Source organism: Acidovorax sp. FW305-C-20-28, from assembly GCF_058783375.1.
The window spans coordinates 144,031-167,045 of record NZ_JBYSYM010000008.1; the positions used below are offsets into that span (position 1 = coordinate 144,031).

Below are 23,015 nucleotides of genomic sequence, written 5' to 3' on the forward strand. Positions count from 1 at the left end.
CACAGCCCATCCCTGATTTGAGCCCATCGGCTGCCCGCGCGCAGCCGGTGTTGGCGCAGCCATGCCAGAGAGCCTGCCCGAACCGGGCGAGGTGCAGGGCCGCTGCATGCCTGTTTTTTCCAGCAGACCACAAGACCAACCACACAGGAGACAAGCGAAATGAGAAAACATCTTTATCCCACCCTGGGCGCCATCGCCCTCACGGCCGCAGCCGCAGCAGCCCTCACGGCCTGCGGTGGCAGCAGCAACGACGACGGCCTGACCGGCAAGGCCCCGGTCATGAAGCTGGAGATCACCGCCCGCGAAGACTTCCCCGGTAGCTACGGCACGGTGGGCGCCTACGAGCGCCTCACGGGCACGCTGTCGGGCGAGGTGGACCCGGCCGACCCCAAGAACGCCACCATCCAGGACCTGGCGCTCGCGCCCGTCAATGCCCGGGGCATGGCCGAGTACAAGACCGAGTTCGTGATGTTGAAACCCAAGGACATGGCCAAGGCCAGCGGGGTGCTGCGCTACGACGCGCCCAATCGCGGCAACATCCTCACCATGCTCAACCCCACGGCCACGCCCAGCGACGCCGTGTACCTGGAGCGCGGCTATGTGATGCTCTACTCGGCTTGGCAGGGCGATGTGCCCAAGAGCGCGGCAGCGCGCCTCACGGCCACGGTGCCCGTGGCAAAGAACAAGGACGGCACCAGCATTACCGGTCCTTACCGTGCTGAACTGGTGCCCACGGCCGCGAGCCCGGCCATGACCCTGCCCGGCGGCGTGTTCAACGGCACCATGATCCCCTACGAGCCTGCCAGCCTGGACAACACCCAGCCCGGCTACTCGCTCACCCGCCGCGCCAACGAGACCGACCCGCGCGTGGCTATCCCGGCGGCGGACTGGAAGTTCGCCACCTGCGACGCCACGGGCGCCAATGCCTTCCCCGGCACGCCCAACGGCGCCAGCATCTGCCTCAAGGGCGGGTTCGACCCGGCCTACCTGTATGAGCTGGTCTACGTGGCCAAGGACCCCAAGGTCATGGGTGTGGGCCTGGCCGCGCTGCGCGACACGGTGAGCTTCTTCCGCAGCAAGGCTGCCGACGCCAGCGGCACCGCCAACCCGGTGGCCGGGCGCATCACGCATGCGCTGGGGCAGGGCACCTCGCAGTCGGGCAATGCCATGAAGACCTTTTTGCACCTGGGCTTCAACCAGGCGCTCGACGGCGGCAAGGTGTTCGACGGCATGTACGCCCACGTGGCCGCGCGCCAGACCAACATCAACACCCGCTTTGCCGTGCCCGGCGGCGGCGGCGGGCTGCGCACCGACCACACGGCCTTTGGCCAGACGGCACCGCGCGGGCTGGACAAGGACTACATGGACGACATCAGCGGCCGCCAGGGCGGCGTGATGAAGCGCTGCGCCGCCACCAACACCTGCCCCAAGTTCTTCCTGGGCCTGTCGGGCACGGAGTTCTGGCAACTGCAGGGCTCGCCCGTGCTGACCGATGCCAATGGCCAGAGGGACCTGACGCAGCCCGACAACGCACGCATCTACTACTACGCCAGTACCCAGCACGGCGGGGCCGGCGGCACGGCCAGCATCGCCTATGCGCCCAGCCGCGCGACCTACCCCACGGGCACGGTGGTGCAGTTCAACGACACCTTCCGCGCACTGTTCCTGAACCTGGAGGACTGGGTGGTGCGCGGCACGCTGCCGCCCGCCAGCCAGGTGCCCAAGGCGGCCGATGGCACGCTGGTGCGCCCCGCGCAGGTGGCCTTCCCGGCCATGAAGGGGCTGACCTGGGCGGTGAACGGCGTGCAGACGGCCATCCCCGACTTCAACTACCTGGGCTGGCACAACAACTTTCCGCTGTTCGACTTCGGCCCGCAGTATGTGCCGCAGGACGAAGCCGGCATCGCCACCATCCTGCCCCCGCGCAACCTGAACCGCGACTACGCCATCCTGGTGCCCCAGGTGGACGCGCGCACGGGCCTGACCCGCGCCGGCATCCAGAGCGTGGAGGCCCGCGCCCCACTGGGCACGAGCTTCGAGTTCAACTACGTGGCCACGCCCGGCATCACCGACCTGGCTAACCTCACGGGCGGTTACATCCCCTTCCACACCACGCGGGCCGCGCGCCTGGCGGCCGGTGACGGCCGGGTGTCGCTGGAAGAGCTGTATGGCAACCAGGCCGGCTACGTGGCCGCAGTGACCGAGGCGGCCAACGCCCTGGTGGCCCAGCGCCTGCTGCTGCCGCGCGATGCGCAGGCGCAGATCGACCGGGCCAAGGCCACGGTGATCCTTCCTTGAGGACGGGTTGATCCCGTAATGCAAAGGCCGAGGCAGGCGCCTCGGCCTTTTTCATTTCAGAGCGACCAGGGCGCGCCATTGAAGCGATCGACCAGGAAATCGAGCAAGGCCCGCACCGCCGGCGACTGGTGCCGGCGCGAGGTGTACAGCGCATTGATCGCCATCACCGGCAGCTCCCAGCCGGGCAGCAGCGCCTGCAGCTCGCCGCTGGCGATGTGCGGGTTGGCCAGGTAGGTGGGCTGCAGCGCAATGCCGGCGCCCGCCAGGGCCGCGCGCAGCAGGGTGGTGGCCTCGTTGGCGCTGAAGTGGCCGGATACGGCCACGCGCTCGGTGCGCCCGCCCTGGGACAGTTCCCAAACGCTCTTGCCGAAGTTGGCGTAGCTCAGGCAGCGGTGGCGTTCCAGATCGGCCGGCAGGGCAGGCAGGCCATGGCGAGCCAGGTAGGCGGGCGAGGCCACCAGCACCGAATCGCAGCGCGCCAGCGGCCGTGCGATCAGCATGGGGTCGGGTCCGCTGCTGATGCGGATGGCCAGGTCGATGCGTTTTTCCACCAGGTTGAGCGAACCTTCGCTGGCATCCAGGTCGATCTTGAGCTGTGGATGCAGCGCCAGGAAGTCGGTGATCGCCGTGCCCAGCTGCGCATAGGCGAACGAGACGCTGCAGGTCAGCCGCAACTGGCCGCGCAACTCACCCTCGGTCGTGGCCGTGGTCTCTTCCTCGATGTCTTCCACCAGTGCCAGCATCTGCTGGCAGCGGCGTAGGGCCTGCTCGCCGGCATCGGTCAGCGTCACGCTGCGGGTGGTGCGCTGCAGCAGGCGGGCCTGCAGCCACTGCTCCATCTCGCCCACGTAGCGCGTGACCATGGCGCGCGACATCTCCAGCCGCTCGGCCGTGGCGCTGAAGCTGCCGCTGGTGGCCACTTCCGTGAAGACGCGCATGGCGGTCAGGCGGTCCATATTTGATCTATTGATGCAACAAATATGCGCATTTTATGGGGTTTATTGGATCGATTGGCGCAAATAAACTGCAGCCATTCCTAGCCATTCCAACTGAAACCACCCGGAGAATCCGCATGTTCCGCACCACCATCCTCGCTGCCACCCTGTCCATCGCCTTTGCTGGCGCACACGCGGCCGAGCCGCTGCAGCTCAAGGTCTACAACGCCGACGGCAACAGCTTCAACGTCAACTCCACCCTGGTCTATGGCGAGAAAGAGGCCATGGTCATCGACGCCGGCTTCACCCGCGCCGACGCGCTGCGCATTGCCGCCAATGTGCTCGACAGCGGCAAGGCGCTCAAGACCATCTACGTGAGCCAGGCCGACCCCGACTACTACTTCGGCGTGGAAACGCTCAAGGAGTTTTTCCCCCAGGCCGAAGTGGTGACCACCCCCGCCGTGCTGGAGAAGATCAACGCCAAGCTGCAAGGCAAGCTCGCCTTCTGGGGCCCCAAGATGGGCGCCAACGCACCGCGCACGCCCGTGCTGCCCAAGGCCATCACCGGCAACACCCTCACGGTGGACGGCCAGGTAGTGGAGATCCGCGGCACCACGGGCCTGCTGGCGCACCGCCCCTACGCCTGGATTCCCTCGGTGAAGGCCGTGGTGGGCAACATCGGCGTGTTCGGCACCAACACCCATGTGTGGACCGCCGACACCCAGACCGTGGCCGAGCGCAGCGCCTGGGTGGCCCAGCTCGACGAGATGGCCGCCCTGCAGCCCACCGTGGTCGTGCCTGGCCATATGGCCGCCGGTACCGCGCTGACTGTGGCCAACGTCACCTACACCAAGGGCTACCTGCAGACCTTCGAGAAGAACGCCACGGCCACCAAGACCAGTGCGGAACTGATCGACGCTATGAAGAAGGCTTACCCCGCAGCGCCCATGGGCCTGTCGCTCGATATCGGCGCCAAGGTCAATAAAGGCGACATGAAGTGGTAATCGGGGACAGGGCGCCCAGGCTCCCATGGGGCCTGCGCTTTGCCAACCACCCGCTCATCGAAAGGAGCCGGATCGTGCCGACACATCCCCTTGAGCAAGTGCTGCAGCACCTGCGCGCCGGGCGCTGGGATGCTGCACACGACCTGGTCCAACACGATGGCTCCCAGCTGGCCGCCTGGCTGCACGGCATTCTGCATGTGCAGGAGGGCGACCTGGAGGACGCCGAGAACTGGTACGACCGGGCCAACCGGCGCTTTCGCGGCCGTGGCACGCTGTCGCAAGAGCTGGCGCTGTTCGAGGCCGCGCTCGCCCAATCCGTACCACCGCCTGACATCGCATCTGAAAGACCCTGACCCATGCCCCTCATCTCGGTGACCTACCTGTTCGACCCCCTGTGCGGCTGGTGCTACGCCGCCGCGCCCGCGCTGAAACACCTGCAGGGTGTGGAGGGCCTGGACGTTTCACTGGCCCCGTCGGGCCTGTTCGCCGGGCAGGGCGCCCGGCCCATGGATGCGCAGTTCGCCGCGTACGCCTGGTCCAACGACCAGCGCATCGAGCAGCTCACCGGCCAGCCCTTCACCCAGGCCTACCGCGACAACATCCTGGGCGCCGTGGACGGCCGATTCGACTCCGGCCCCGCCACCTTGGCTCTGACCGCCGTGGCCCAGACCGCGCCGGGCCGCGAGCTGGAAGCACTGCACGCGCTGCAGCACGCCCGTTACGTCGATGGCCGCGACACGGCCGATGCGGCGGTACTGGCCGATGTGCTGACCACTCTGGACCTGGCCGATGCCGCTGCACTGGCCCGGGTGCCCGATGCCGCGCTGCACCGTGCCATGGCCGAGCGCGTGGCCCACGCCCAGGCGCTGTTGCGTGCCGTGGGCGCCCGGGGCGTGCCGCAGCTGGTGGTCACGGGGCAGGGCGGGGCGTTGCGCCTGATGGGCGGCGATGCGCTGCTGGGGCCGCGTGAGCGGCTGGTGGCGCTGGTGCAGGCTGCGGCGGCCTGATCGCCGTCCGCTCAGCTCAGTCCATCGAGGGATCGATCAGCACCTTGGCCCCGGTATTGCGCGGGCCATAGAAGGCAATGGCGTCCCCGCTCAGCGCCCCGGCCAGCGACACCGTGCGCGCATAGTGGCTGGCAAAGGTGGTCTTGAGCTCGGCCGCCACGCGCTGGCGCAGGGCCTGCGCGGCCTCGTTGCCGATCTTCTGCAAAAACGGGAACAGCAGCCAGCCACCCACCCCCCAGGCCATGCCGAAGGTGCGCTGGATTTCGGTGGGGCGTGTGTCCAGGTGGCCGTACAGGTAGACCTGCTTGTGCACGGCTGAGCCATAGCGGCTGTACTCCGTGGCCTTGCGGTTGATGGCCGCTTCCATGCATTGCAGGATCTGCCCGGCCAGCGTGCCGCCGCCGGTGGCGTCGAAGGCAATGGTGGCGCCCGTCGCGGCCAGGGCGTCGGTCAGCTCGGCCATGAAGCCGGGCGAACTGCTGTCGCAGACGTACTGGGCACCGATCTCGCGCAGCAGCGCCGCCTGCTCGGGCTTGCGCACGATGTTGACCAGGCCGATGCCGTCCTTCTGGCAGATCTTGGTGAGCATCTGGCCCAGGTTGCTGGCGGCGGCGGTGTGCACCAGCGCGGTGTGGCCCTCGCGCTTCATGGTCTCCACCATGCCCAGCGCCGTGAGCGGGTTGACGAAGCACGAGGCCCCCTCGGCCGCCGTGGTGCCGGCCGGCAGCGGCAGGCACTGCGCGGCTGGCATGGCCCGGTACTGCCCATACATGGCTCCGCCGATCAGCGCCACGGTGCGCCCGAGCAGTGCCTGTGCTGCGGGCGAAGACCCCGCTGCCACCACCAGGCCCGCGCCTTCGTTGCCCACAGGCATGCTCTGGCCCAGGCGTGCCGCCATGCCGGGCATGGCGCGCTCGGGGATACGGGCGGTCACCACGGGCCGCTCGGCACTGCCGCCCACTTGCACGGTGGACAGGTCGGCCGGCCCGAGCAGCAGGCCGATGTCCGAGGGGTTGATCGGCGTGGCCTGGATCTGCACCAGCACCTCGTCGGGGCCCGGTGTGGGCACGGGCGTGGGTTCGAGGCTGATCTGCAGGGTGCCGTCGGGCTGCACGAGCGAGCGCAGTTGCAGGGCGGTGGAGGGGATGGTCATGGGTGTCTCCGGGGGGAAATGTGCTGCATTCTCTCCCTTGTGAGCGGTCTCCGCTGTCGCCCACTTGGCTCTTCACTGGGCCAACGTCCGCACCATCTGCTCGTACATCGCATCGACGGCCGGCGAGCGCTGCGACTCCTTGCTGCGCAGCACCGATACATCCATCGAGTCGAGCGCGGGCAGGTCGAAATCGGCCGGCAGGTTCTGCAGTATCTGCAGGTTGGGCGGCACGCTGCAGCGCGTGAGCACGGCGACCGCCAGGCCGCTTTCCACGGCGGCCAACTGGCCGGCCAGGCTGGAGCTGTGGTACACGATGCGGTAGGCGCGGCGGCGCGCGGCCAGGGCCTTCATGGTGGCGATGCGCGCCAGGCTGGCCGATTCGTACACCGCTATGGGCAGCGGGTCGCGCCGCCAGGCCTCGAACTGGGCCGCACCCACCCAGACCAGGGGCTCCTGGAACAGAAAGCGCCCGCGCTGCGGCTTGTCGCGCGAGACCAGGGCCAGGTCGAGTTCGCCGCGCCCCACGCGCGGGATCAGCGAGGTCGACTGCTCGCAGGTCAGCTCGATCTCCACCCCCTGGTAGCGGTGCGAAAAGCTGCGCAGCACGGGCGTGAGGTAGGTCGATGCATAGTCGTCCGGCACACCCAGGCGCACGCGGCCGGCCAGCCGCGGGCCGAACAGCGCCGCCTGCGTCTCGGCCTGCAGCTCCAGCATGCGGCGCGCATAGGCGAGCAGTTCCTGGCCCAGGGGCGTCAGCTCCAGGTGGCGCGGGCCGCGCAGCAGCACGGGGCGGCCCAGGGCCGATTCGAGCTTCTTGATCTGCATGCTCACCGCCGACTGCGATCGGTGCACCAGCGGCGCCGCGCCCGAGAGCGAACCCGCATCCACCACGGCGACGAAGGCGCGCAGCCAGTCGATCTGCAGGTCGGGATAGTTCATGCGTGCAATGTATTCGATTATCGAATGGCTATGCTGCGAACTATGCGCTTTACCTGATTCAGTAAAGACAGGACCATCGGCGCCATGAACAACAAGGCCTCCGCATTGCCCGCATCTCCCGCCATTCTTTCCATGGGGGGTGACCCGGCCGGCCAAGCCCGCGAACGCACAGGCCAATGGCTCATGATCGCCGGCGGCATGCTGCTCGGCACCATCGGCGTCTTTGTCGAAGAGGCCGGCCAACACCCGCTGGTCACGGTGTGGTTCCGCTGCGTGTTCGGCGCGCTGGCCCTGGTAGCCTGGTGCCTGGCCACGGGCCGGGGGCGCGAGCTGCTGCTGCGCCACCAGGTGCGTAGCCGCTGGGTGGCCTGCGCCACGGGCGTGTTCATGGTGCTCAACTGGGCGCTGTTCTTCGCGGCCATTCCGCGCACCTCCATCGCGGTGGCCACGGTCATCTTCCATGTGCAGCCCATCTGGGTCATCGTCTTTGGGGCGCTGTTCCTGCGCGAGACGATCTCGGGCACCCAATGGGTGGCCACGCTGGCGGCACTGGCCGGGCTGGTGCTCACCACCGGGCTGCTCGACGGCATCCCCGCCGGCACGGCCGATGGCGGGGCCTATGTGGCCGGGGTGCTGATGTGCCTCGGCGGCTCGTTCTGCTATGCGGCCGTCACGCTGCTGGCCAGCCGCGCGCCCGCGCCCATCAGCCCTTTTGCGCTGGCACTGTGGCAGTGCCTTGTGGGGGCCTTGCTGCTGGCCTGGGCGCCGCTGGCCTTCGGCTGGCCGCACACGGCTGCGGCCTGGGCCTGGCTCACGGGCCTGGGCGTGCTGCACACGGGCCTGGCCTATGTGATCCTGTTTACCGGCATGGCCCGGCTGGCGCTGGGCAAAGTGGCGGTGCTGCAGTTCGTCTACCCGCTCACCGCCGTGCTGGTGGACTGGGCCGTGTACGGGCGCACGCTGAGCCCCGTGCAACTGGGCGGCGTGGTGCTGATGGCGGCGGCGCTGTGGACCATACGGCGGCAGCCGGCGCGGGCAGCACCTGCAAGCCGATAAACTGCCGGGTCGCAGGCCTTGGCCTGCCAACAGGAGACAAGTCCATGGCTGCAACACCGGCACCCCCACAAGAAGCCGAAACATCCGCGTCGGCGCTCATCGACGCCAAGATCCGCGACCTTGCCGACTGGCGCGGCGCCACCCTGGCCCACCTGCGCAAGCTCATGCACGAGGCCGTGCCCGAGGTGGTCGAGGAGGTCAAATGGATGGGCGTGCCCGTCTGGTCGCATGCCGGCATCTTGTGCACGGGCGAGACCTACAAGCAGGCCGTGAAGATGACCTTTGCCAAGGGCGCTTCGCTGCCCGACCCCAAGGGGCTGTTCAACTCCAGCCTGGAGGGCAACACGCGCCGCGCCATCGATGTGCGCGAGGGCGAAGTGGTCAACGAGGCAGCGCTCAAGGCGCTGTTCCGGGCAGCGGCGGACTTCAATGGGTTGCAGGCCGCGCAGAAAAAAACAAAGACCAAGGCGCCTGCGGCAAAGAAAGTCCCGGCAGCGCGGAAAGCCGGCTAAGGCGCAAGCGTCAGGCGCACCACCACGGGCCGGTGATCCGAGCCCAGGTCCGGCCCGATTCTCGATTCCAGCACCTGCCAGCCGTTCGACGCCAGCACATGGTCCAGTGGCAGCACCGACAGCCAGCCGAAGGCATTGGGCCAGCTGGGGGCCGCGCCAGTGGTACGGCGCAAGGTGGCCTCCACCATGAACAGGCTGCGTGCCCAGGGGGTGGTGTTCAGGTCGCCCACCAGCAGGGCCGGCCCGCCGGCCTGGGCAAAGCGTTCGGCTTCCTGCACCAGGGCCCGGTCGCGGGCCTGGGCGAAGCCGACGTCGAGCGGTGGCATGGGGTGCAGCGCGCTCAGTTGCACGGCCTTGCCGTTCCATGCCATGGCGGCGCGCAGCCGCAAGGTGTCGCGCAGGTCCTGCGGCTGAAGTGTTTGCAGGTCAGACAGGGGGTGGCGCGAGAGCACGGCCAGGCCGAACGGGCTGGGATCGGGGGCTTCCAGCCGGTGCGGGTAGCGGGCCGCCACGCCGGGGTGCCCGGCCAGGGCCTGCTGGGCCAGGGCGGTGAACTCCTGCAGAAACACCACGTCGGGCGCATCGCTTGAAGCCAGCCAGGCCGTGAGCGGGCCGAAATCGGTGGTTGCAGAGTTGAGGTTGGCGCTGCCCACGGTCAGCACGGCGCCGCCGGGGCTTGCAGGCTCTGCGCCGCGCGGAAGGGTGGCCGGCTGCCACAGGAAGCTGCCGCCCAGCGCCAGCACGGCCAGGGCCAGCCAGCCGTAGCCCATGCGGCCGCGGGGCCGCGCAAGCGCCAGTGCCGCCAGCGCGATGGAGCCCACCGCGAGGTACAGCCACTGCCAATGGGCTGCCAGCTCCACCAGCCATTGCAGCGTGGGCACCTGCTCCATGGGCAGCGCGCGCGATACCGGGGCCGAGAGGGCGCCCAGGGCGCACAGCCAGGCCAGCCAGCGCGCGCGGGCGGTGATGAAGTTCGCAGTCCTCGGATAACGTTGTCGTGGCATGCGGCCGATGGTATCGGCCGGGTGGCGCTGCTTGCGGCTCCGGGGGCGGAAATTTCCTTTGTACTTTTGTGCAACCCCCCGGCTCCGAGGGGCAAGCCTCGGCCTCAGCCTGCGGCGATCACCTGCAGGGTGCTGCGCAGCGCCGCTTCGTACACCGCGTCGGGCCCCAGCCGCGCCGCGTCGCTGGACGCTGGCAGCGCCACCCGCCCCGCGAACGCTTCGCGCAGGCGGGGCGCGGCCAGCAAGCGCGCGCCGGTGCTGTCTGCCAGCGCGATGCCCGCCAGCCGCCCGGCCTGGTCGAAGACGGGCCCGCCCGGCGCCAGGCCCTGGTGCAGGGATGCGTCGAGCTCGCGGTCCCCGTCCGCGCCCTGGGCGGCACCGACGAAACCGGTGCGCAGCAGCGGCCATGCCGCCCCCGCATCGCGGGTGTGCGTGTACGCCACCGCAAACGCCACGGCCCCGGGGAAGGCACTTGCGGGCACGCTGCCCATGGAAGGCGCGGGCAGCGGGCTGCCCAGGCGCAGCAAGGCGAGCGCGCGTTCGCCACCTCGCACAGCCTCAGCGGAGGCGGGGGCCAGTTGCCCCAGCCCGTTGCGCACCCACAGGCGCCGGTGGGCTGTGATGGCCCGGGCGGGCACCAGGGCCGCACGGCCTTCGCCGAGCAGCGTGCCAGTGGCCACCAGCCGCGCGCCGTTCGGCAGCAACGCCGCGTGGCTGTACGGTGCCAGCCGCGCGGGCGGCAGCAGCATGTCGCCGCTCGCATGCGGCGCACCCGATGCCAGCGCACGGCCCACGTCGGCCACCAGCGGCTGCGACGGCGCACGCGCCTGCGCATCGGCCAGCAGCTTGCGGGCGATGGCATCCTGCCCGCCTGCGTGCAGCAGCCAGGCATACAGCGCCGCGCCGCCCACCGCGTCGAGGTGCGCGCCCGCCGTGTGGGCGCCGAAGGCCAGCGCGCGCCGGTACTGGCCCGACTGCATGTAGCTGCGCACCAGGCCCATCTCGGTGTCGGCCGAGTGCAGGATCAGCGCGGCACGGTCGAAGCCCTGTTCGGCCTTTTCCGCATCGCCGGCCGCCAGTGCGGCCTCGGCCTCGCGCAGCAGGTCGTCGCGTTCGCGCAAGCGCTCTGCGTCGGGCGCCCGGCCCGCGGCCGCCTGCAGGATGGCCCGGAGCTTCTCCTCGGTGGCCGGCGAGGCCGCCAGCGGGCCCGTGGCCAGCCCCAGCAGGCCGATCAGGACGTCACGGCGCCGGTTGGACATGTGGCGTTGCTGCCAGTGCCGGTGCGGTTGATGCGCACGCTGCCCGCATCGTTGGCGTTGCTGCCCAGCGTGTACGGTGCCTTGGGCGCTTTGAAACCGGCCAGGTAGGCCACCAGCGCATCGATGTCCTGCGCGCCGCCCAGGCGGTTGGTGCCCTTGAGGAAGGTGGAGTAGCCATCGCCGCCATCGGCCATGAAGTTGTTCATGGTGACGCGGTAGGTCTTGGCCGGGTTGGCCACCGTGCCCGAGGCGTCGACGATGGTCTCGGTCGAGGACCCGTTGCGCAGCGTGACATTGCTCACGCGCGCGCCGCAGGCCTTGGCGCCGTCCCAGGTGTACTTGAAGCCGTTGGAGGGCAGCATCACGCGCGTGGCGGTGGCCGACTGGCCCTTGCAGCCTGCGAACTGCTCTTCCAGCACGTCCTTGAGGTCCTGCGCCGTGAGCGACATGGTCACCAGGCTGTTGCCGAAGGGCTGGGTGGTGAAGGCCTCGCCGTAGGTGATGTTGCCGGGGCCTTCGCCCACCGTGCTGCTGGCAAAGGTGAAGCCGGGGTTGCGTACGCCGCCGCCATTCATCAGGGCGATCACGGCGGAGCCGAAGGTGGGGCCCTGCGTGGCCGCCAGCATGGCGTCGGCCACCAGGTCGCCGGCCGGCATGTTGCAGGCGGCGTCGGTGCGGGTGTTGGGCAGCTCGGCCGCGATGGAGCCGATCACCGTGTTGGCAATGGGCGAGACCAGACTGTTGTAGCCGGCAATGATGCGGGCCACGGCCGCATCGGCAGGCACGGCGGGGTCGTTGCGCACCACCAGGCGGTTGGTCGTGCTGATCGCCGTGATGTCGCGCGTGGACGGGTCGATGGTCAGGTCCATGTCGGTCAGCACGCGGCCGAACGAGCTGGAGCTGGTCACGGGAATGGCGCGGCCCGTGGCGTTGGGCAGCTTGCAGTTGTAGGCAGCATGGGTGTGGCCGCTGATCACGGCGTCCACCGCGTTGTCCAGGCCCTTGACCAGGGTGGCGATGCCCGAGCCGGCGAGGGCGCCGTCGCAGCCGTTGATGTCCGATACCGTGCCCGACTGGAAGCCGCCTTCGTGCACCAGCACGATGATGGCCTCGATGCCCTGGCTCTTGAGTTCGGGGACGAGGCTGTTCACCGTCTGGATCTCGTCGCGGAACTCCAGGCCGGCCACGCCCGTGGGCGTCACCACGGTGGGCGTGGCCTTGAAGGTCATGCCGATGAAGGCCACCTTCACGCCCTTGAACTCCTTGATGCCATAGGCTGGCAGCAGGGGCTTGCCGGTGGCGGTGGCGATCACGTTGGCCGACAGCCACTTGAACTTGGCGCCTTCGAACGGCACGGGCGTGCCGGCCGTGGCGCCCTTGCAGCTGTTGGGCTCGCCGGCCTTGCAGCCGCCGTTCTGCAGGCGCAGCAGCTCGGCCGAACCCTTGTCGAACTCGTGGTTGCCCACCGAATTGAACTCCAGCCCGATGCGGTTGAGCGTTTCCACCGCGGGTTCGTCCTGGAACAGCGCCGAGATCAGCGGCGAGGCGCCGATCGAGTCGCCCGCGCCCACCACCACGTTGTTAGGGTTCTGGGCCTTGAGCCTGGCGACATGGGCGGCCATGAATTCGGCGCCGCCCACCGGTGGGCGCTCGGCCGCCGGCACGGCGGCGCTGGTGCCGAACGTGCCCGGGGATTCCAGGTTGCCGTGGTAGTCGTTGAAGCCGATCAGCTTGACGGTGAAGGGTGGCTCGCTGCCGCCGCTGCTGCAGGCGACCACGGTCACGGCCAGGGCGGCGCAGGCCGCTGCAATCAATCGCAATGTCATGGATCCCTCTGTTGGTGGTGGTTTTATCCCGCTGGCAAGCAGCATGAAATGGGCGGACTCCAGTCTCTCGACCAGTGGAGCCGGGCACCGTGACAAAGCCATGAAGAACTTTGATCCAAATTAGGTCTAAGTTAAGTCTTGTATGGTCGAAGTGGGCCGCATAGTATTTGCCCAACGCACCAACCAAGGTGCAGGCGACCTGGATGAGGCCCACTACGGCGCACAGGTCAGACCACAAGAACAGGAGACAAGCCTTGGCACGCTGGCACAACTGCGGCACTGAAGACCTGGACGTTCTGCAGACCATTTTCTGGTCGGCGGGCGCGTCGCGGCATGCGCTGGCGCAGCGGCTGGCCTACTCCAAGAGCAAGGCCAACGCCATGGTGGCGGCCTTGCTGGACGAAGGCCTGCTCGACGAGGTGGGTCTGCAGGAGTCCTCCGGCGGTCGCCGAGCCGAAACCCTGCGCCTGAGCGAGACCCTGGGCGTGGTGATCGGCGCCGATCTGGGCGCCACCAGCATGCAGGTGGCCATCATGCGGCCCGACATGACCGTGCTGGCGCGGCACCGCGAACCCATCGATGTGCGCCAGGGCCCGGGCGTGATCCTGGCGCGGCTGCGCGGCCTGATGCGCGAGCTGATGGCGCGCTGTGGGCTGCCGGCCTCGCAGGTCATCGCCATCGGCATGGGCGTGCCCGGACCGGTGGATTTTGAAAGCGGCCAGCTGGTCAACCCCCCGCTGATGCCTGATTGGGACGGCTTTTCCATCCGCGACTACCTGCGCGAGGCCTTTGCCGCGCCGGTCTTCGTGGACAACGACGTGAACCTGATGGCGCTGGGCGAGCTGTGGCGGCTGCAGCGCAACCTGCCCAACTTTTTGGTCATCAAGGTCGGCACGGGCATCGGCTGCGGCATCGTCTGCCACGGCCAGGTGTACCGGGGCGCCAACGGTTCGGCCGGCGACGTGGGCCACATCTGCGTGGACCAGGCCGGCCCGCGTTGCCATTGCGGCAACCAGGGCTGCGTGGAGGCCATGGCCGCCGCGCCCGCCATGGCGCGCATGGCCCTGGCCGCGGCCCAGGCGGGCGAAAGCGCCTTGCTGGCCGAGCGCCTGCAGGCCACCGGCACCCTGACCACCGAAGACGTGGCCCAGGCCAGCCGCGCGGGCGACGTGGCGGCCAACGCCATCATCCAGCGCGCGGGCAGCCTGGTGGGGCAGATGCTGGCCTCCATCGTCAACTTCTTCAACCCCTCGCACGTGTTCATTGCCGGGCGGGTGACGGACATGGGCCCGCTGTTCCTGGCCTCGGTGCGCCAAAGCGTGTACCACCGCTCGCTGGCCCTGTCCACGCGCCACCTGGAGATCCAGTACGCCCCCCTGGCCGACGATGCCGGCGTGGTGGGCGCGGGTGTGCTGGCCATGCAGGAGAGCATGGCACGCGCGGGAGGGAGCGCACGATGAGCGTCGCCGTCGAGTTCCGCAACATCACCAAGGAGTTCGGCCCCGTGCGCGTGCTGCACGGTGTGGGCTTCGCACTGCAGCCAGGCCGCGTGTACGGCCTCTTGGGCGAGAACGGCGCGGGCAAGTCCACGCTGATGAAGATCCTGGCCGGCTACGAAAGCCCCACCACCGGCGAGGTGGTGGTCGACGGCGCGGTGCGCGCCCCCGGCGGCGGCTCGCGCGTGGCCGAAGCCCAGGGCATCGTGCTGATCCACCAGGAGTTCAACCTGGCGGACGACCTGACGATTGCGCAGAACGTCTTCCTCGGGCACGAGATCCGCAAAGGCCTGTTCCTGGACGACAAGGCCATGCGTGAGAAGACGCGTGCCGCACTGGTCCAGGTCGGCCTGCCGCTGGACCCCGACACGCGGGTGAAAAAGCTCATCGTGGCCGAGAAGCAGCTGGTGGAAATCGCCCGCGCGCTGGCCCGCAATGCGCGCCTGCTCATCATGGACGAGCCCACTGCCACGCTGACCCCGGGCGAGACGGAGCGCCTGTTCACGCTGATGGCCGGGCTCAAGGCCGCGGGCGTGACCATCATCTACATCTCGCACAAGCTCGACGAGGTGGAGCGCACCACCGACGAGGTGGTGGTGATGCGCGACGGCCTGCTGGTGGCGCGCGAGCCCACGGCCAAGGTCACGCGGCGGCAGATGGCCAACCTGATGGTGGGCCGGGAACTGGCCGACCTGTTTCCCGCAAAGCAGCCGGCCCCGGCTGGCGAACCTGCGATCAAGGTGCGCGGCCTTACCGTGCCCGGGTGGGCGCAGGACATCGATTTCGAGGTACGGCCTGGCGAGATCCTGGGCTTTGCGGGCCTGGTGGGTGCCGGGCGCACGGAGCTGTTCGAAGGTTTGCTGGGCCTGCGCCCGCGCTCGGCCGGCACGGTGGAGCTGGCGGGCAAGCCCGTGCAGCTCAAGAGCCCGCGCGACGCGGCGCGCCATGGCCTGACCTACCTGAGCGAAGACCGCAAGGGCAAGGGCCTGCACGTGCACTTCAGTCTGCGACCCAACCTCACGCTGATGGCGCTGGAGCGCTATGCCAAGCCCTGGCTCGACCCCGCGGCCGAGCAGGCCGCGCTGCGCGATGCGGTGCAGGAGTTCGGCATCCGCACCGGCTCGCTCGACGTGCGCGCCTCGTCGTTGTCGGGTGGCAACCAGCAAAAACTGGCGTTGGCCAAGGTGCTGCATCCCGGCCCCAGCGTGGTGGTGCTCGACGAGCCCACGCGCGGTGTGGACGTGGGCGCCAAGCGCGAGATCTACCACCTGGTGCAGCGCCTGGCGGCGCAGGGCCTGGCGGTGATCGTGATTTCGTCCGAACTGATGGAGCTGATCGGCCTGTGCCACCGCGTGGCGGTGATGCGCGCCGGCCGCTTGCAGACCACGCTCCAGGAACCCCATTTGACCGAAGAGGAGTTGATCGTCCATGCCACAGGTACCCGCTGAGAACACCGCCGCCCCCCAGGCGGGCGGCAGCCGCCACGCCGCTGCGGCCCCGGGCACAGGCATCGGCGCCTGGTGGGGCAAGCTGCATGGGCTGGGCCCGGTCATCGGCCTGGTGCTGCTGTGCATTGCCGGCACGCTGCTCAACAGCAACTTCGCCACCTACGACAACGTGATGAACGTGCTCACACGCACGGCCTTCATCGGCATCATCGCGGTGGGCATGTGCTTCGTCATCATCTCGGGCGGCATCGACCTGTCGGTGGGCTCCATGGCGGCGCTGATCGCGGGTTCGGTCATCCTGTTCATGAACGCCATGGCGCCCGTGCTGGGCTCGCCCATGGCCGCCGTGGTGGTGGGCATGGCGCTGGCCGTGGTGCTGGGCGCGGTGTTCGGGCTGGTGCACGGCCTGCTCATCACCAAGGGGCGCATCGAGCCCTTCATCGTGACCCTGGGCACGCTGGGCATCTTCCGTGCCTACCTCACTTATTTCTCCAACGGTGGCGCCATCACGCTGGAGAACGATCTGTCGGACCTCTACAGCCCCGTGTACTACGCCAACCTGCTGGGCGTGCCCATCCCTGTGTGGATCTTCCTGCTGGTGGCGGTGGTGGGTGGCGTCATCCTCAACCGCACGGCCTACGGCCGCTATGTGCAGGCCATCGGCTCCAACGAGCAGGTGGCGCAGTACGCCGCGGTCGACGTGCACAAGATCAAGATCCTGACCTACATGCTGCTAGGGGTGTGCGTGGGCATCGCCACGCTGCTCTACGTGCCGCGCCTGGGCTCGGCATCGCCCACCACGGGCCTGCTGTGGGAGCTGGAGGCCATTGCCGCGGTGATCGTGGGCGGCACGGTCCTGAAGGGCGGTGCGGGCAGCATCACCGGCACGGTGGTGGGTGCCATCCTGCTGTCGGTCATCAGCAACATTTTGAACCTCACCAGCATCATCAGCGTGTACCTGAACGCGGCGGTGCAGGGCTTCGTGATCATCGCAGTGGCGTTCATGCAGCGCGGCAAGCGGTGAGAGGGCGTCGTTTTTTTCGGTAGGTCGTTTGACTTTCGTGTTCCCCAGCCGGCCAGCTTCCATGGCCATTTTTCAAAGCAACAGGAGACAACGCATGAACAGCCAACTTTCTTCGTTCACCCGCCGCCTGGCCCTCTCGGCCGTGGGCGCCGCTGCCGCACTGGCGCTGGCCGGCCCCGCCATGGCGCAGGCCAACAAGGTCGTGGTGGGCGTGGCCATTCCATCGGCCACGCACGGCTTCACGGGCGGCATCGTGTACTGGGCCAACCAGGCCAAGAAGGACCTGGAGAAGGCCCACCCCGGCCTGCAGGTCATCGTCAAGACGGCTGGCGGCGCGCCCGAGCAGGCCAACCAGCTGCAAGACCTGGTAACGGTCAACAAGATCAATGCCCTGGTGATCTTCCCCTTCGAATCGGCCGCGCTGACCAAGCCCGTGGCCCAGGTCAAGGCCAAGGGCGTGTACGTGACGGTGGTGGACCGCGGCCTGACCGACACCAGCGCGCAAGACGCCTATGTGGCTGGTGACAACACCGCCTTCGGCAAGATTCCGGCCGAGTACATCGCCAAGGCGCTGAACGGCAAGGGCAACGTGGTGGCCATGCGCGGCATTGCGACCACGCTGGACAACGAGCGCATGGATGCCTTCAATGCCGTGCTCAAGAACCACCCCGACATCAAGCTGCTGGACGCCAAGTACGCCAACTGGAACCGCGACGACGCCTTCAAGGTCATGCAGGACTACCTGACCCGCTTCCCGCAGATCGACGCCGTCTGGGCGGCCGACGACGACATGGCCGTGGGCGTGCTCAAGGCCATCGAGCAATCCAAGCGCAAGGACATCAAGCTGGTGTTCGGCGGCGCCGGTGCCAAGGGCATGATCAAGACGCTGGCCGACGGCAGCAACCCGCTGATCCAGGCCAACGTGTCGTACAGCCCCAAGTTCATCTACGACTCGATCAAGCTCACAGCCGAAGCGCGCATCAAGGGCGACAAGCTGCCGCCCACGACCATCATTCCTTCGGTGCTGATCACCAAGGAAAACGCCAAAAGCTTCTACTTCCCCGACTCTCCCTTCTGATCGGGACGCCTGATGGGGGGGCATGCGCTCCCATCGCAGCGGCCGTGCCATGGCCGACCGCTGCGACAAGGTCGATTGTTGCGATGGGCAGAGGATCAACTACGCGCTGCCCCTGTTTTCTGGAGCCTCACCATGCCAAGACCCGTTACCCTTTTCACCGGCCAATGGGCCGACCTGCCGCTGGCCGAGCTCGCGCCTATGGCACGCAGCATGGGCTACGACGGCCTGGAGCTGGCCTGCTGGGGCGACCATTTCAATGTGCAGGAGGCGCTGGCCTCCCCGCAGTACGTCAAAGACAAGCATGCGCTGCTGGCCCAGCATGGCCTGCAATGCTTTGCCATCGGCAACCACCTGGTGGGCCAGGCCGTGTGCGACCGCATCGACGAGCGCCACCAGTCCATCCTGCCGCCCCATGTGTGGGGCGATGGCGAGCCCGAAGGCGTGCGCCAGCGCGCCGCCAGCGAACTGGCCGACACGGCGCGCGCGGCGGCAAAATTCGGCGTGAAGACGGTCACGGGCTTCACCGGTTCGTCGGTATGGCATGCGATCTATGCCTTCCCGCCCACCAGCCAGGCGTACTGGGACAAGGGCTTTGCCGACTTCGCGCAGCGCTTCGGCCCCATTCTTGATGTGTTCGAAGAGCATGGCATCAACTTCGCGCTGGAGGTGCACCCCACCGAGATCGCCTTCGACATCGCCTCGGCCGAGCGTGCCATTGCGGCCGTGAAGGGCCACCGGCGCTTCGGCTTCAACTACGACCCGAGCCACCTGGCCTACCAGGGCGTGGACTATGTGAAGTTCATCCGCCTGTTCGCCGACCGCGTCTACAACGCCCACATGAAGGACGTGTGGTGGGGCAAGGGCGATGGCACGGTGGGCGTGTTCGGCGGGCACACCAGCTTTGGCGACGCGCGCCGCCACTGGGACTTTCGCAGCGTGGGCCGCGGCATGATCGATTTCGAATCCATCATCGTCGCCCTCAACGACATCGGCTACCAGGGCCCCCTCTCCGTGGAGTGGGAGGACAGCCGCATGGACCGCGTGCACGGCGCCACCGAGAGCGCGGCCTTCTGCAAGCGGCTTGACTTCAAGCCCGCCGCCGGGGCTTTCGACGCCGTCTTCGCCCGAGACGAACAACCGAAGTAACAGCAATAAGGTTTTCCATGTCCTCTGAACGCAAGCTGCGCTATGCCATGGTGGGCGGCGGCAACGGCGCCTTCATCGGCGCCGTGCACCGCAAGGCCATGGCGCTGGACGGGCAGTTCGAGCTGGTCGCGGGCGCGCTCTCGTCCTCGCCCGAACGGGCCCGCGCCTCGGGCGCCGCCCTGGGCCTGGCCGACAACCGCAACCACGGCAGCTGGCAGGACCTGCTGGCCGACGAACTGCGCCGCCCCCCGGGCGAGCGCATCGACCTGGTGAGCATCGTGACCCCCAACCATGTGCACCACCCGGTGGCGCTGGCCTTTGTGCAGGCCGGCTTCCATGTGGTGTGCGACAAGCCGCTGGTGCACACCGGCGCGCAGGCCGACGAGCTGGTGGCTGCTGTACAAAAGGCCGGCACCGTGTTCGGCGTGACCTACAACTACACGGGCTACCCCATGGTGCGCGAGGCGCGCCACCTGGTGCAAAGCGGTGCCCTGGGCACGCTGCGCAAGATCACGGTCGAATACAACCAGGGCTGGCTGGCCACGGCGGTGGAAGAGGGCGGTGGCAACAAGCAGGCCGACTGGCGCCTGGACCCTGCCCGCAGCGGTGCGGCGGGCACTCTGGGCGACATCGGCTCGCACGCCGAGAACCTGGCCGCCACCGTGACCGGCATGGAGCCGCAATGGCTGTGCGCCGACCTCACGGCCTTCGGCGCGGGCCGCCGGCTCGACGACGACACGCAGATGCTGCTGCGCTATGCCGATGGTGCGCGCGGCGTGATCGTGGCGTCGCAGGTGGCCGCTGGGCTGGAGAACGACCTGCGCCTGCAGGTCTCGGGCACGCTGGGCACCATCACCTGGCGGCAGGAAGATCCCAACCACCTGGTGCATTCGCCGGTGGACGGACCGCGCCGCATCCTCACCCGCGGCGCACCCTGGCTCAGCCCCTCGGCGCTGCAGGCCGGCCGCATCCCCTCGGGCCACCCCGAGGCCTTCATCGAGGCCTTTGCCAACGTCTACCTGGGGGTCGCCGCCGACATCCGCGCCCGTGCCTCAGGCCAGCCGGCCGATCCGCTGGCGGCCGACTACCCGCGCGTTGAGGACGGTGCGCGTGGCGTGCGTTTCATCGAGCGCGTGCTGGAGTCGGCGCGCAGCGAGCGCAAATGGACGGCCCTGGCTGCGGAGAGGGTTTGAGTGCCGGGGCCAGAATGGCCCATGAGCTCTGAAAAACACAAGATGATCACCGGCGCCCTGTACCAGGCCGCCGACCCCGAACTCGTGGCCGACCGCCTGCGCGCACGCCAGCTGTGCCACGCCATCAACCACGCGGCGCCTGAGGCTGCGGGCGAACTGCAGTCCCTGCAGGCGCAGCTGCTTCCCGGCCAGCCCGCCAGCGTGCAGATCACGCCGCCTTTCCATTGCGACTACGGCTACAACATCACGCTGGGCGAGGGCGCGTACTTCAACTTCAACTGCGTGGTGCTCGATGGTGCGCCGGTGCGCATTGGCGCGCGCACCCTGTGTGCGCCCGGCGTGCAGATCTACACCGCGTCGCACCCCTTGTCGCCCGAGGAACGCGCCACCGGCATCGAGCGGTGCCTGCCCGTGACCATTGGCGATGACGTCTGGATCGGCGGCGGCGCCATCATCTGCCCCGGTGTGACCATCGGCGATGGCGCAGTGATCGGCGCGGGCAGCGTGGTCACGCGCGATGTGCCGGCCCGCGTGCTGGCCGCGGGCAACCCCTGCCGGGTGATCCGGGAGTTGCCGCAGTAGCCTCTGCGCAGCCTGTCATTACAAATTGGCACATTCGCAGCTTATGAACTATATTGATTCGAGCACTGTTCCCTGAGCCCCCTGCGCGCAGCGGGGCTCTTCACGTCCACCTTTTCGGGAGACGAGCATGCCCCTGTCGAATCTGCGTGTCGGTTTGCGTCTGGGCCTGGGTTTTGGCCTGCTCTTGCTGCTGGTGCTGGCCATGGGCCTGTTCGCGGTGAACCGGGTCAACCGGGTGCAGGGCAGCGTGGTCGACCTGGCCACCAACTGGCTGCCGAGCACGCAGCAGCTCGCAGGCCTGAACGAAGCCCTCAACCAGATGCGGCGCGCCGAGCTGCAGATGATGCTGGGCGGCGATGCCAAGGCCATCCAGGACGAAAGCGCGCGCATCGACAAGCAGTGGACCCTGGTGCCCAAGCTGCTCGACGACTACGCCGCCACGCTCTCCGACGGCGAGGAAAAGCAGCTCTTCGAGGCCTTCAAGACCACCGTGGGCCGCTACAAGGACACCCAGGGCAAGCTGCTGGCATTGTTGCGCGAAGGCAAGGCCGACGACGCCATGGCCTACCTGCGTGGCGACTCGCGCGTGGCCTTTCGCTCCACCACCGATGCCATCGGCAAGCTGGGGGCTGTGAACGATGCGGGCGTGGAGCAGGCCAATGTGGCAGGCGCGCAAAGCTACCGCACGGTGCTGTGGGGCATCTGGATCATGATGGCCGCAGCACTGGCCTTGGGCGCGGCAGTGGGCTGGCTGCTGACGCGCTCGCTCACCGTGCCGCTGAGCTTTGCAGCCAGCACGGCCGATCGCATCGCCGATGGCGACCTGACCGGCGAGCTGCGGTCCACGCGTGGCGATGAGCTGGGCGACCTGCTGCGGGCGCTGGCGCGCATGCAGGGGGCGCTCAATGCGTCGGTGAGTGATGTGCGGCGCAGTGCCGACAGCATTGCCGTGGCCAGCCAGGAGGTGAGCAGCGGTGGCCATGACCTGTCGGTGCGCACCGAGGCTGCGGCCGCCAGCATCGAGCAGACCTCGGCCGCGCTGCAGCAGGTGACCGATACCGTGCGCCAGAGCTCGGCATCCGCCCAGCAGGCGCGCCAGCTGGCGTCGGCAGCGTCCGAAGTCGCGGTGGCGGGCGGCGAGGTGGTGGCGCGTGTGGTGAGCACCATGGACGGCATCCAGACCTCCTCACGCAAGATCGGCGACATCATCGGTGTCATCGACGGCATTGCTTTCCAGACCAATATCCTGGCGCTCAATGCCGCCGTGGAGGCCGCACGCGCGGGCGAGCAGGGCCGTGGCTTTGCCGTGGTGGCCACCGAGGTGCGCACGCTGGCGCAGCGCAGCGCCCAGGCTGCGCGCGAGATCAAGGCGCTGATCGTGAGCTCGGTCGACCAGGTCGAGGGCGGTGCCAAGCTGGTGGGCGAGGCAGGCCAGACCATGGACCAGGTGGTCGGCTCGGTGCAGCGCGTGAGCAGCCTCATTGGCGAGATCGCCAGCGCCATCGAGGAGCAGAGCCAGAGCGTGGGCGAGGTCAACACCGCCATCTCGCAGCTCGATGGCATGACGCAGCAGAACGCCGCGCTGGTGGAGCAGTCGGCCGCGGCATCGGAATCGCTGCGCGACCAGGCTGGCCGCCTCACCGAGGTGGTGGCGCGCTTTCGGCTCAAGGGCGTGTGATGGTGCAGGCCACCGCGGCCTGCTGATCGGCCGCCGGGTGTTGCCAAGCCTCTCCCGATCAGGGAGGTCAGTTTGGCCCGCATCCATTCCCGCTTCGACAAAAAAACAGATTCCCCAGGCCTGCGTTCGCAGGCTTCTCGACAAGCCGTCCGGCGCGGGCTGAGCGCTGCTGCCGGCTGTGTTTTGGGCTGCGTGAACGGGTACCTCCGCGCGCTGTTACCGGCGGGTGTGCGACTGCTGTTTGAAGCGCCTATCTGCTCAACAGATTTGGGGTAGCAACCGAGCGATTCCCTCGCGACATGTCGATAGTTATTTGCTATTGAAAATGGTGTTTAGTTGTTCGTGTTGTATTTTTTTGTCTCTCTAATACATAAGCA

Annotated in this window: 20 protein-coding genes; 14 read left to right on the top strand and 6 right to left on the bottom strand. The window is 68.4% G+C overall.

What is annotated here, in order from left to right; genetic code table 11:
• Positions 1–159 precede the first annotated feature (159 nt).
• Positions 160–2,298 (top strand): alpha/beta hydrolase domain-containing protein, encoded by a 2,139-nt coding sequence (locus tag AC3WOH_RS11990; protein WP_492229557.1) that lies wholly within the window; start codon positions 160–162, stop codon positions 2,296–2,298.
• A 56-nt stretch (positions 2,299–2,354) separates the two neighbouring features.
• Here AC3WOH_RS11990 and AC3WOH_RS11995 read toward each other — a convergent pair whose 3' ends face one another.
• On the bottom strand, positions 2,355–3,254 hold the full coding sequence (locus AC3WOH_RS11995; RefSeq protein WP_492229558.1) for a LysR family transcriptional regulator: 900 nt from the start codon (positions 3,252–3,254) through the stop codon (positions 2,355–2,357).
• A 116-nt stretch (positions 3,255–3,370) separates the two neighbouring features.
• Here AC3WOH_RS11995 and AC3WOH_RS12000 point away from each other — a divergent pair, with 116 nt between their 5' ends.
• From AC3WOH_RS12000 to AC3WOH_RS12010, 3 genes are all read left to right on the top strand, one after another.
• Positions 3,371–4,237: an MBL fold metallo-hydrolase gene (locus tag AC3WOH_RS12000; RefSeq protein ID WP_492229559.1), complete on the top strand. Its 867-nt coding sequence runs from the start codon at positions 3,371–3,373 to the stop codon at positions 4,235–4,237.
• 74 nt (positions 4,238–4,311) lie between these two features.
• Positions 4,312–4,590: a hypothetical protein gene (locus AC3WOH_RS12005; protein ID WP_492229560.1), complete on the top strand. Its 279-nt coding sequence runs from the start codon at positions 4,312–4,314 to the stop codon at positions 4,588–4,590.
• A gap of 3 nt (positions 4,591–4,593) precedes the next feature.
• Complete coding sequence (locus tag AC3WOH_RS12010) at positions 4,594–5,244, top strand: DsbA family protein (RefSeq protein ID WP_492229561.1); 651 nt, start codon at positions 4,594–4,596, stop codon at positions 5,242–5,244.
• 16 nt (positions 5,245–5,260) lie between these two features.
• On the opposite strand, the gene AC3WOH_RS12015 is transcribed toward AC3WOH_RS12010, so the two are convergent.
• Together AC3WOH_RS12015 and AC3WOH_RS12020 are read right to left on the bottom strand one after the other, a co-directional pair.
• Positions 5,261–6,397, bottom strand: coding sequence for a zinc-binding dehydrogenase (locus tag AC3WOH_RS12015; RefSeq protein WP_492229562.1), 1,137 nt, complete (start codon positions 6,395–6,397; stop codon positions 5,261–5,263).
• 72 nt (positions 6,398–6,469) lie between these two features.
• Entirely contained in the window at positions 6,470–7,336 is an 867-nt protein-coding gene (locus AC3WOH_RS12020) for a LysR family transcriptional regulator (RefSeq protein ID WP_492229563.1), read from the bottom strand.
• A gap of 84 nt (positions 7,337–7,420) precedes the next feature.
• Here AC3WOH_RS12020 and AC3WOH_RS12025 point away from each other — a divergent pair, with 84 nt between their 5' ends.
• Both AC3WOH_RS12025 and AC3WOH_RS12030 read left to right on the top strand, forming a co-directional pair.
• Positions 7,421–8,392, top strand: coding sequence for a DMT family transporter (locus AC3WOH_RS12025; RefSeq protein ID WP_492229564.1), 972 nt, complete (start codon positions 7,421–7,423; stop codon positions 8,390–8,392).
• Between the two features lie 44 nt (positions 8,393–8,436).
• The gene (locus AC3WOH_RS12030; protein ID WP_492229565.1) at positions 8,437–8,904 is read left to right on the top strand and encodes a DUF1801 domain-containing protein; all 468 of its coding nucleotides are present in this window, start codon (positions 8,437–8,439) and stop codon (positions 8,902–8,904) included.
• Here AC3WOH_RS12030 and AC3WOH_RS12035 read toward each other — a convergent pair.
• From AC3WOH_RS12035 to AC3WOH_RS12045, 3 genes are all read right to left on the bottom strand, one after another.
• Positions 8,901–9,908: an endonuclease/exonuclease/phosphatase family protein gene (locus AC3WOH_RS12035; RefSeq protein ID WP_492229566.1), complete on the bottom strand. Its 1,008-nt coding sequence runs from the start codon at positions 9,906–9,908 to the stop codon at positions 8,901–8,903. The two genes, AC3WOH_RS12030 and AC3WOH_RS12035, sit on opposite strands and share 4 nt — an antisense overlap.
• Before the next feature lie 104 nt (positions 9,909–10,012).
• Positions 10,013–11,167, bottom strand: coding sequence for a serine/threonine-protein kinase (locus AC3WOH_RS12040; protein WP_492229567.1), 1,155 nt, complete (start codon positions 11,165–11,167; stop codon positions 10,013–10,015).
• Positions 11,140–12,993: a bifunctional metallophosphatase/5'-nucleotidase gene (locus tag AC3WOH_RS12045; protein ID WP_492229568.1), complete on the bottom strand. Its 1,854-nt coding sequence runs from the start codon at positions 12,991–12,993 to the stop codon at positions 11,140–11,142. Before AC3WOH_RS12045 ends, AC3WOH_RS12040 begins: the two co-directional genes overlap by 28 nt.
• A gap of 254 nt (positions 12,994–13,247) precedes the next feature.
• Here AC3WOH_RS12045 and AC3WOH_RS12050 point away from each other — a divergent pair, with 254 nt between their 5' ends.
• The 8 genes from AC3WOH_RS12050 to AC3WOH_RS12085 all read left to right on the top strand — a co-directional run bounded on the left by AC3WOH_RS12050 (position 13,248) and on the right by AC3WOH_RS12085 (position 22,638).
• Positions 13,248–14,453 (top strand): ROK family protein, encoded by a 1,206-nt coding sequence (locus tag AC3WOH_RS12050; protein WP_492229569.1) that lies wholly within the window; start codon positions 13,248–13,250, stop codon positions 14,451–14,453.
• On the top strand, positions 14,450–15,937 hold the full coding sequence (locus tag AC3WOH_RS12055; protein WP_492229570.1) for a sugar ABC transporter ATP-binding protein: 1,488 nt from the start codon (positions 14,450–14,452) through the stop codon (positions 15,935–15,937). Before AC3WOH_RS12050 ends, AC3WOH_RS12055 begins: the two co-directional genes overlap by 4 nt.
• Entirely contained in the window at positions 15,918–16,961 is a 1,044-nt protein-coding gene (locus AC3WOH_RS12060) for an ABC transporter permease (RefSeq protein ID WP_492229571.1), read from the top strand. The genes AC3WOH_RS12055 and AC3WOH_RS12060 overlap by 20 nt, the downstream gene beginning before the upstream one ends.
• Before the next feature lie 94 nt (positions 16,962–17,055).
• Positions 17,056–18,039, top strand: coding sequence for a substrate-binding domain-containing protein (locus AC3WOH_RS12065; RefSeq protein WP_492229572.1), 984 nt, complete (start codon positions 17,056–17,058; stop codon positions 18,037–18,039).
• 132 nt (positions 18,040–18,171) lie between these two features.
• A complete protein-coding gene (locus tag AC3WOH_RS12070; RefSeq protein WP_492229573.1) occupies positions 18,172–19,185 on the top strand; it encodes a sugar phosphate isomerase/epimerase family protein in 1,014 nt (337 codons plus the stop codon).
• 17 nt (positions 19,186–19,202) lie between these two features.
• A complete protein-coding gene (locus AC3WOH_RS12075; protein ID WP_492229574.1) occupies positions 19,203–20,378 on the top strand; it encodes a Gfo/Idh/MocA family protein in 1,176 nt (391 codons plus the stop codon).
• 21 nt (positions 20,379–20,399) lie between these two features.
• Positions 20,400–20,960, top strand: a complete 561-nt coding sequence (locus AC3WOH_RS12080; RefSeq protein WP_492229575.1) for a sugar O-acetyltransferase — start codon at positions 20,400–20,402, stop codon at positions 20,958–20,960.
• A gap of 127 nt (positions 20,961–21,087) precedes the next feature.
• Entirely contained in the window at positions 21,088–22,638 is a 1,551-nt protein-coding gene (locus AC3WOH_RS12085; protein WP_492229576.1) for a methyl-accepting chemotaxis protein, read from the top strand.
• Positions 22,639–23,015: the final 377 nt, after the last annotated feature.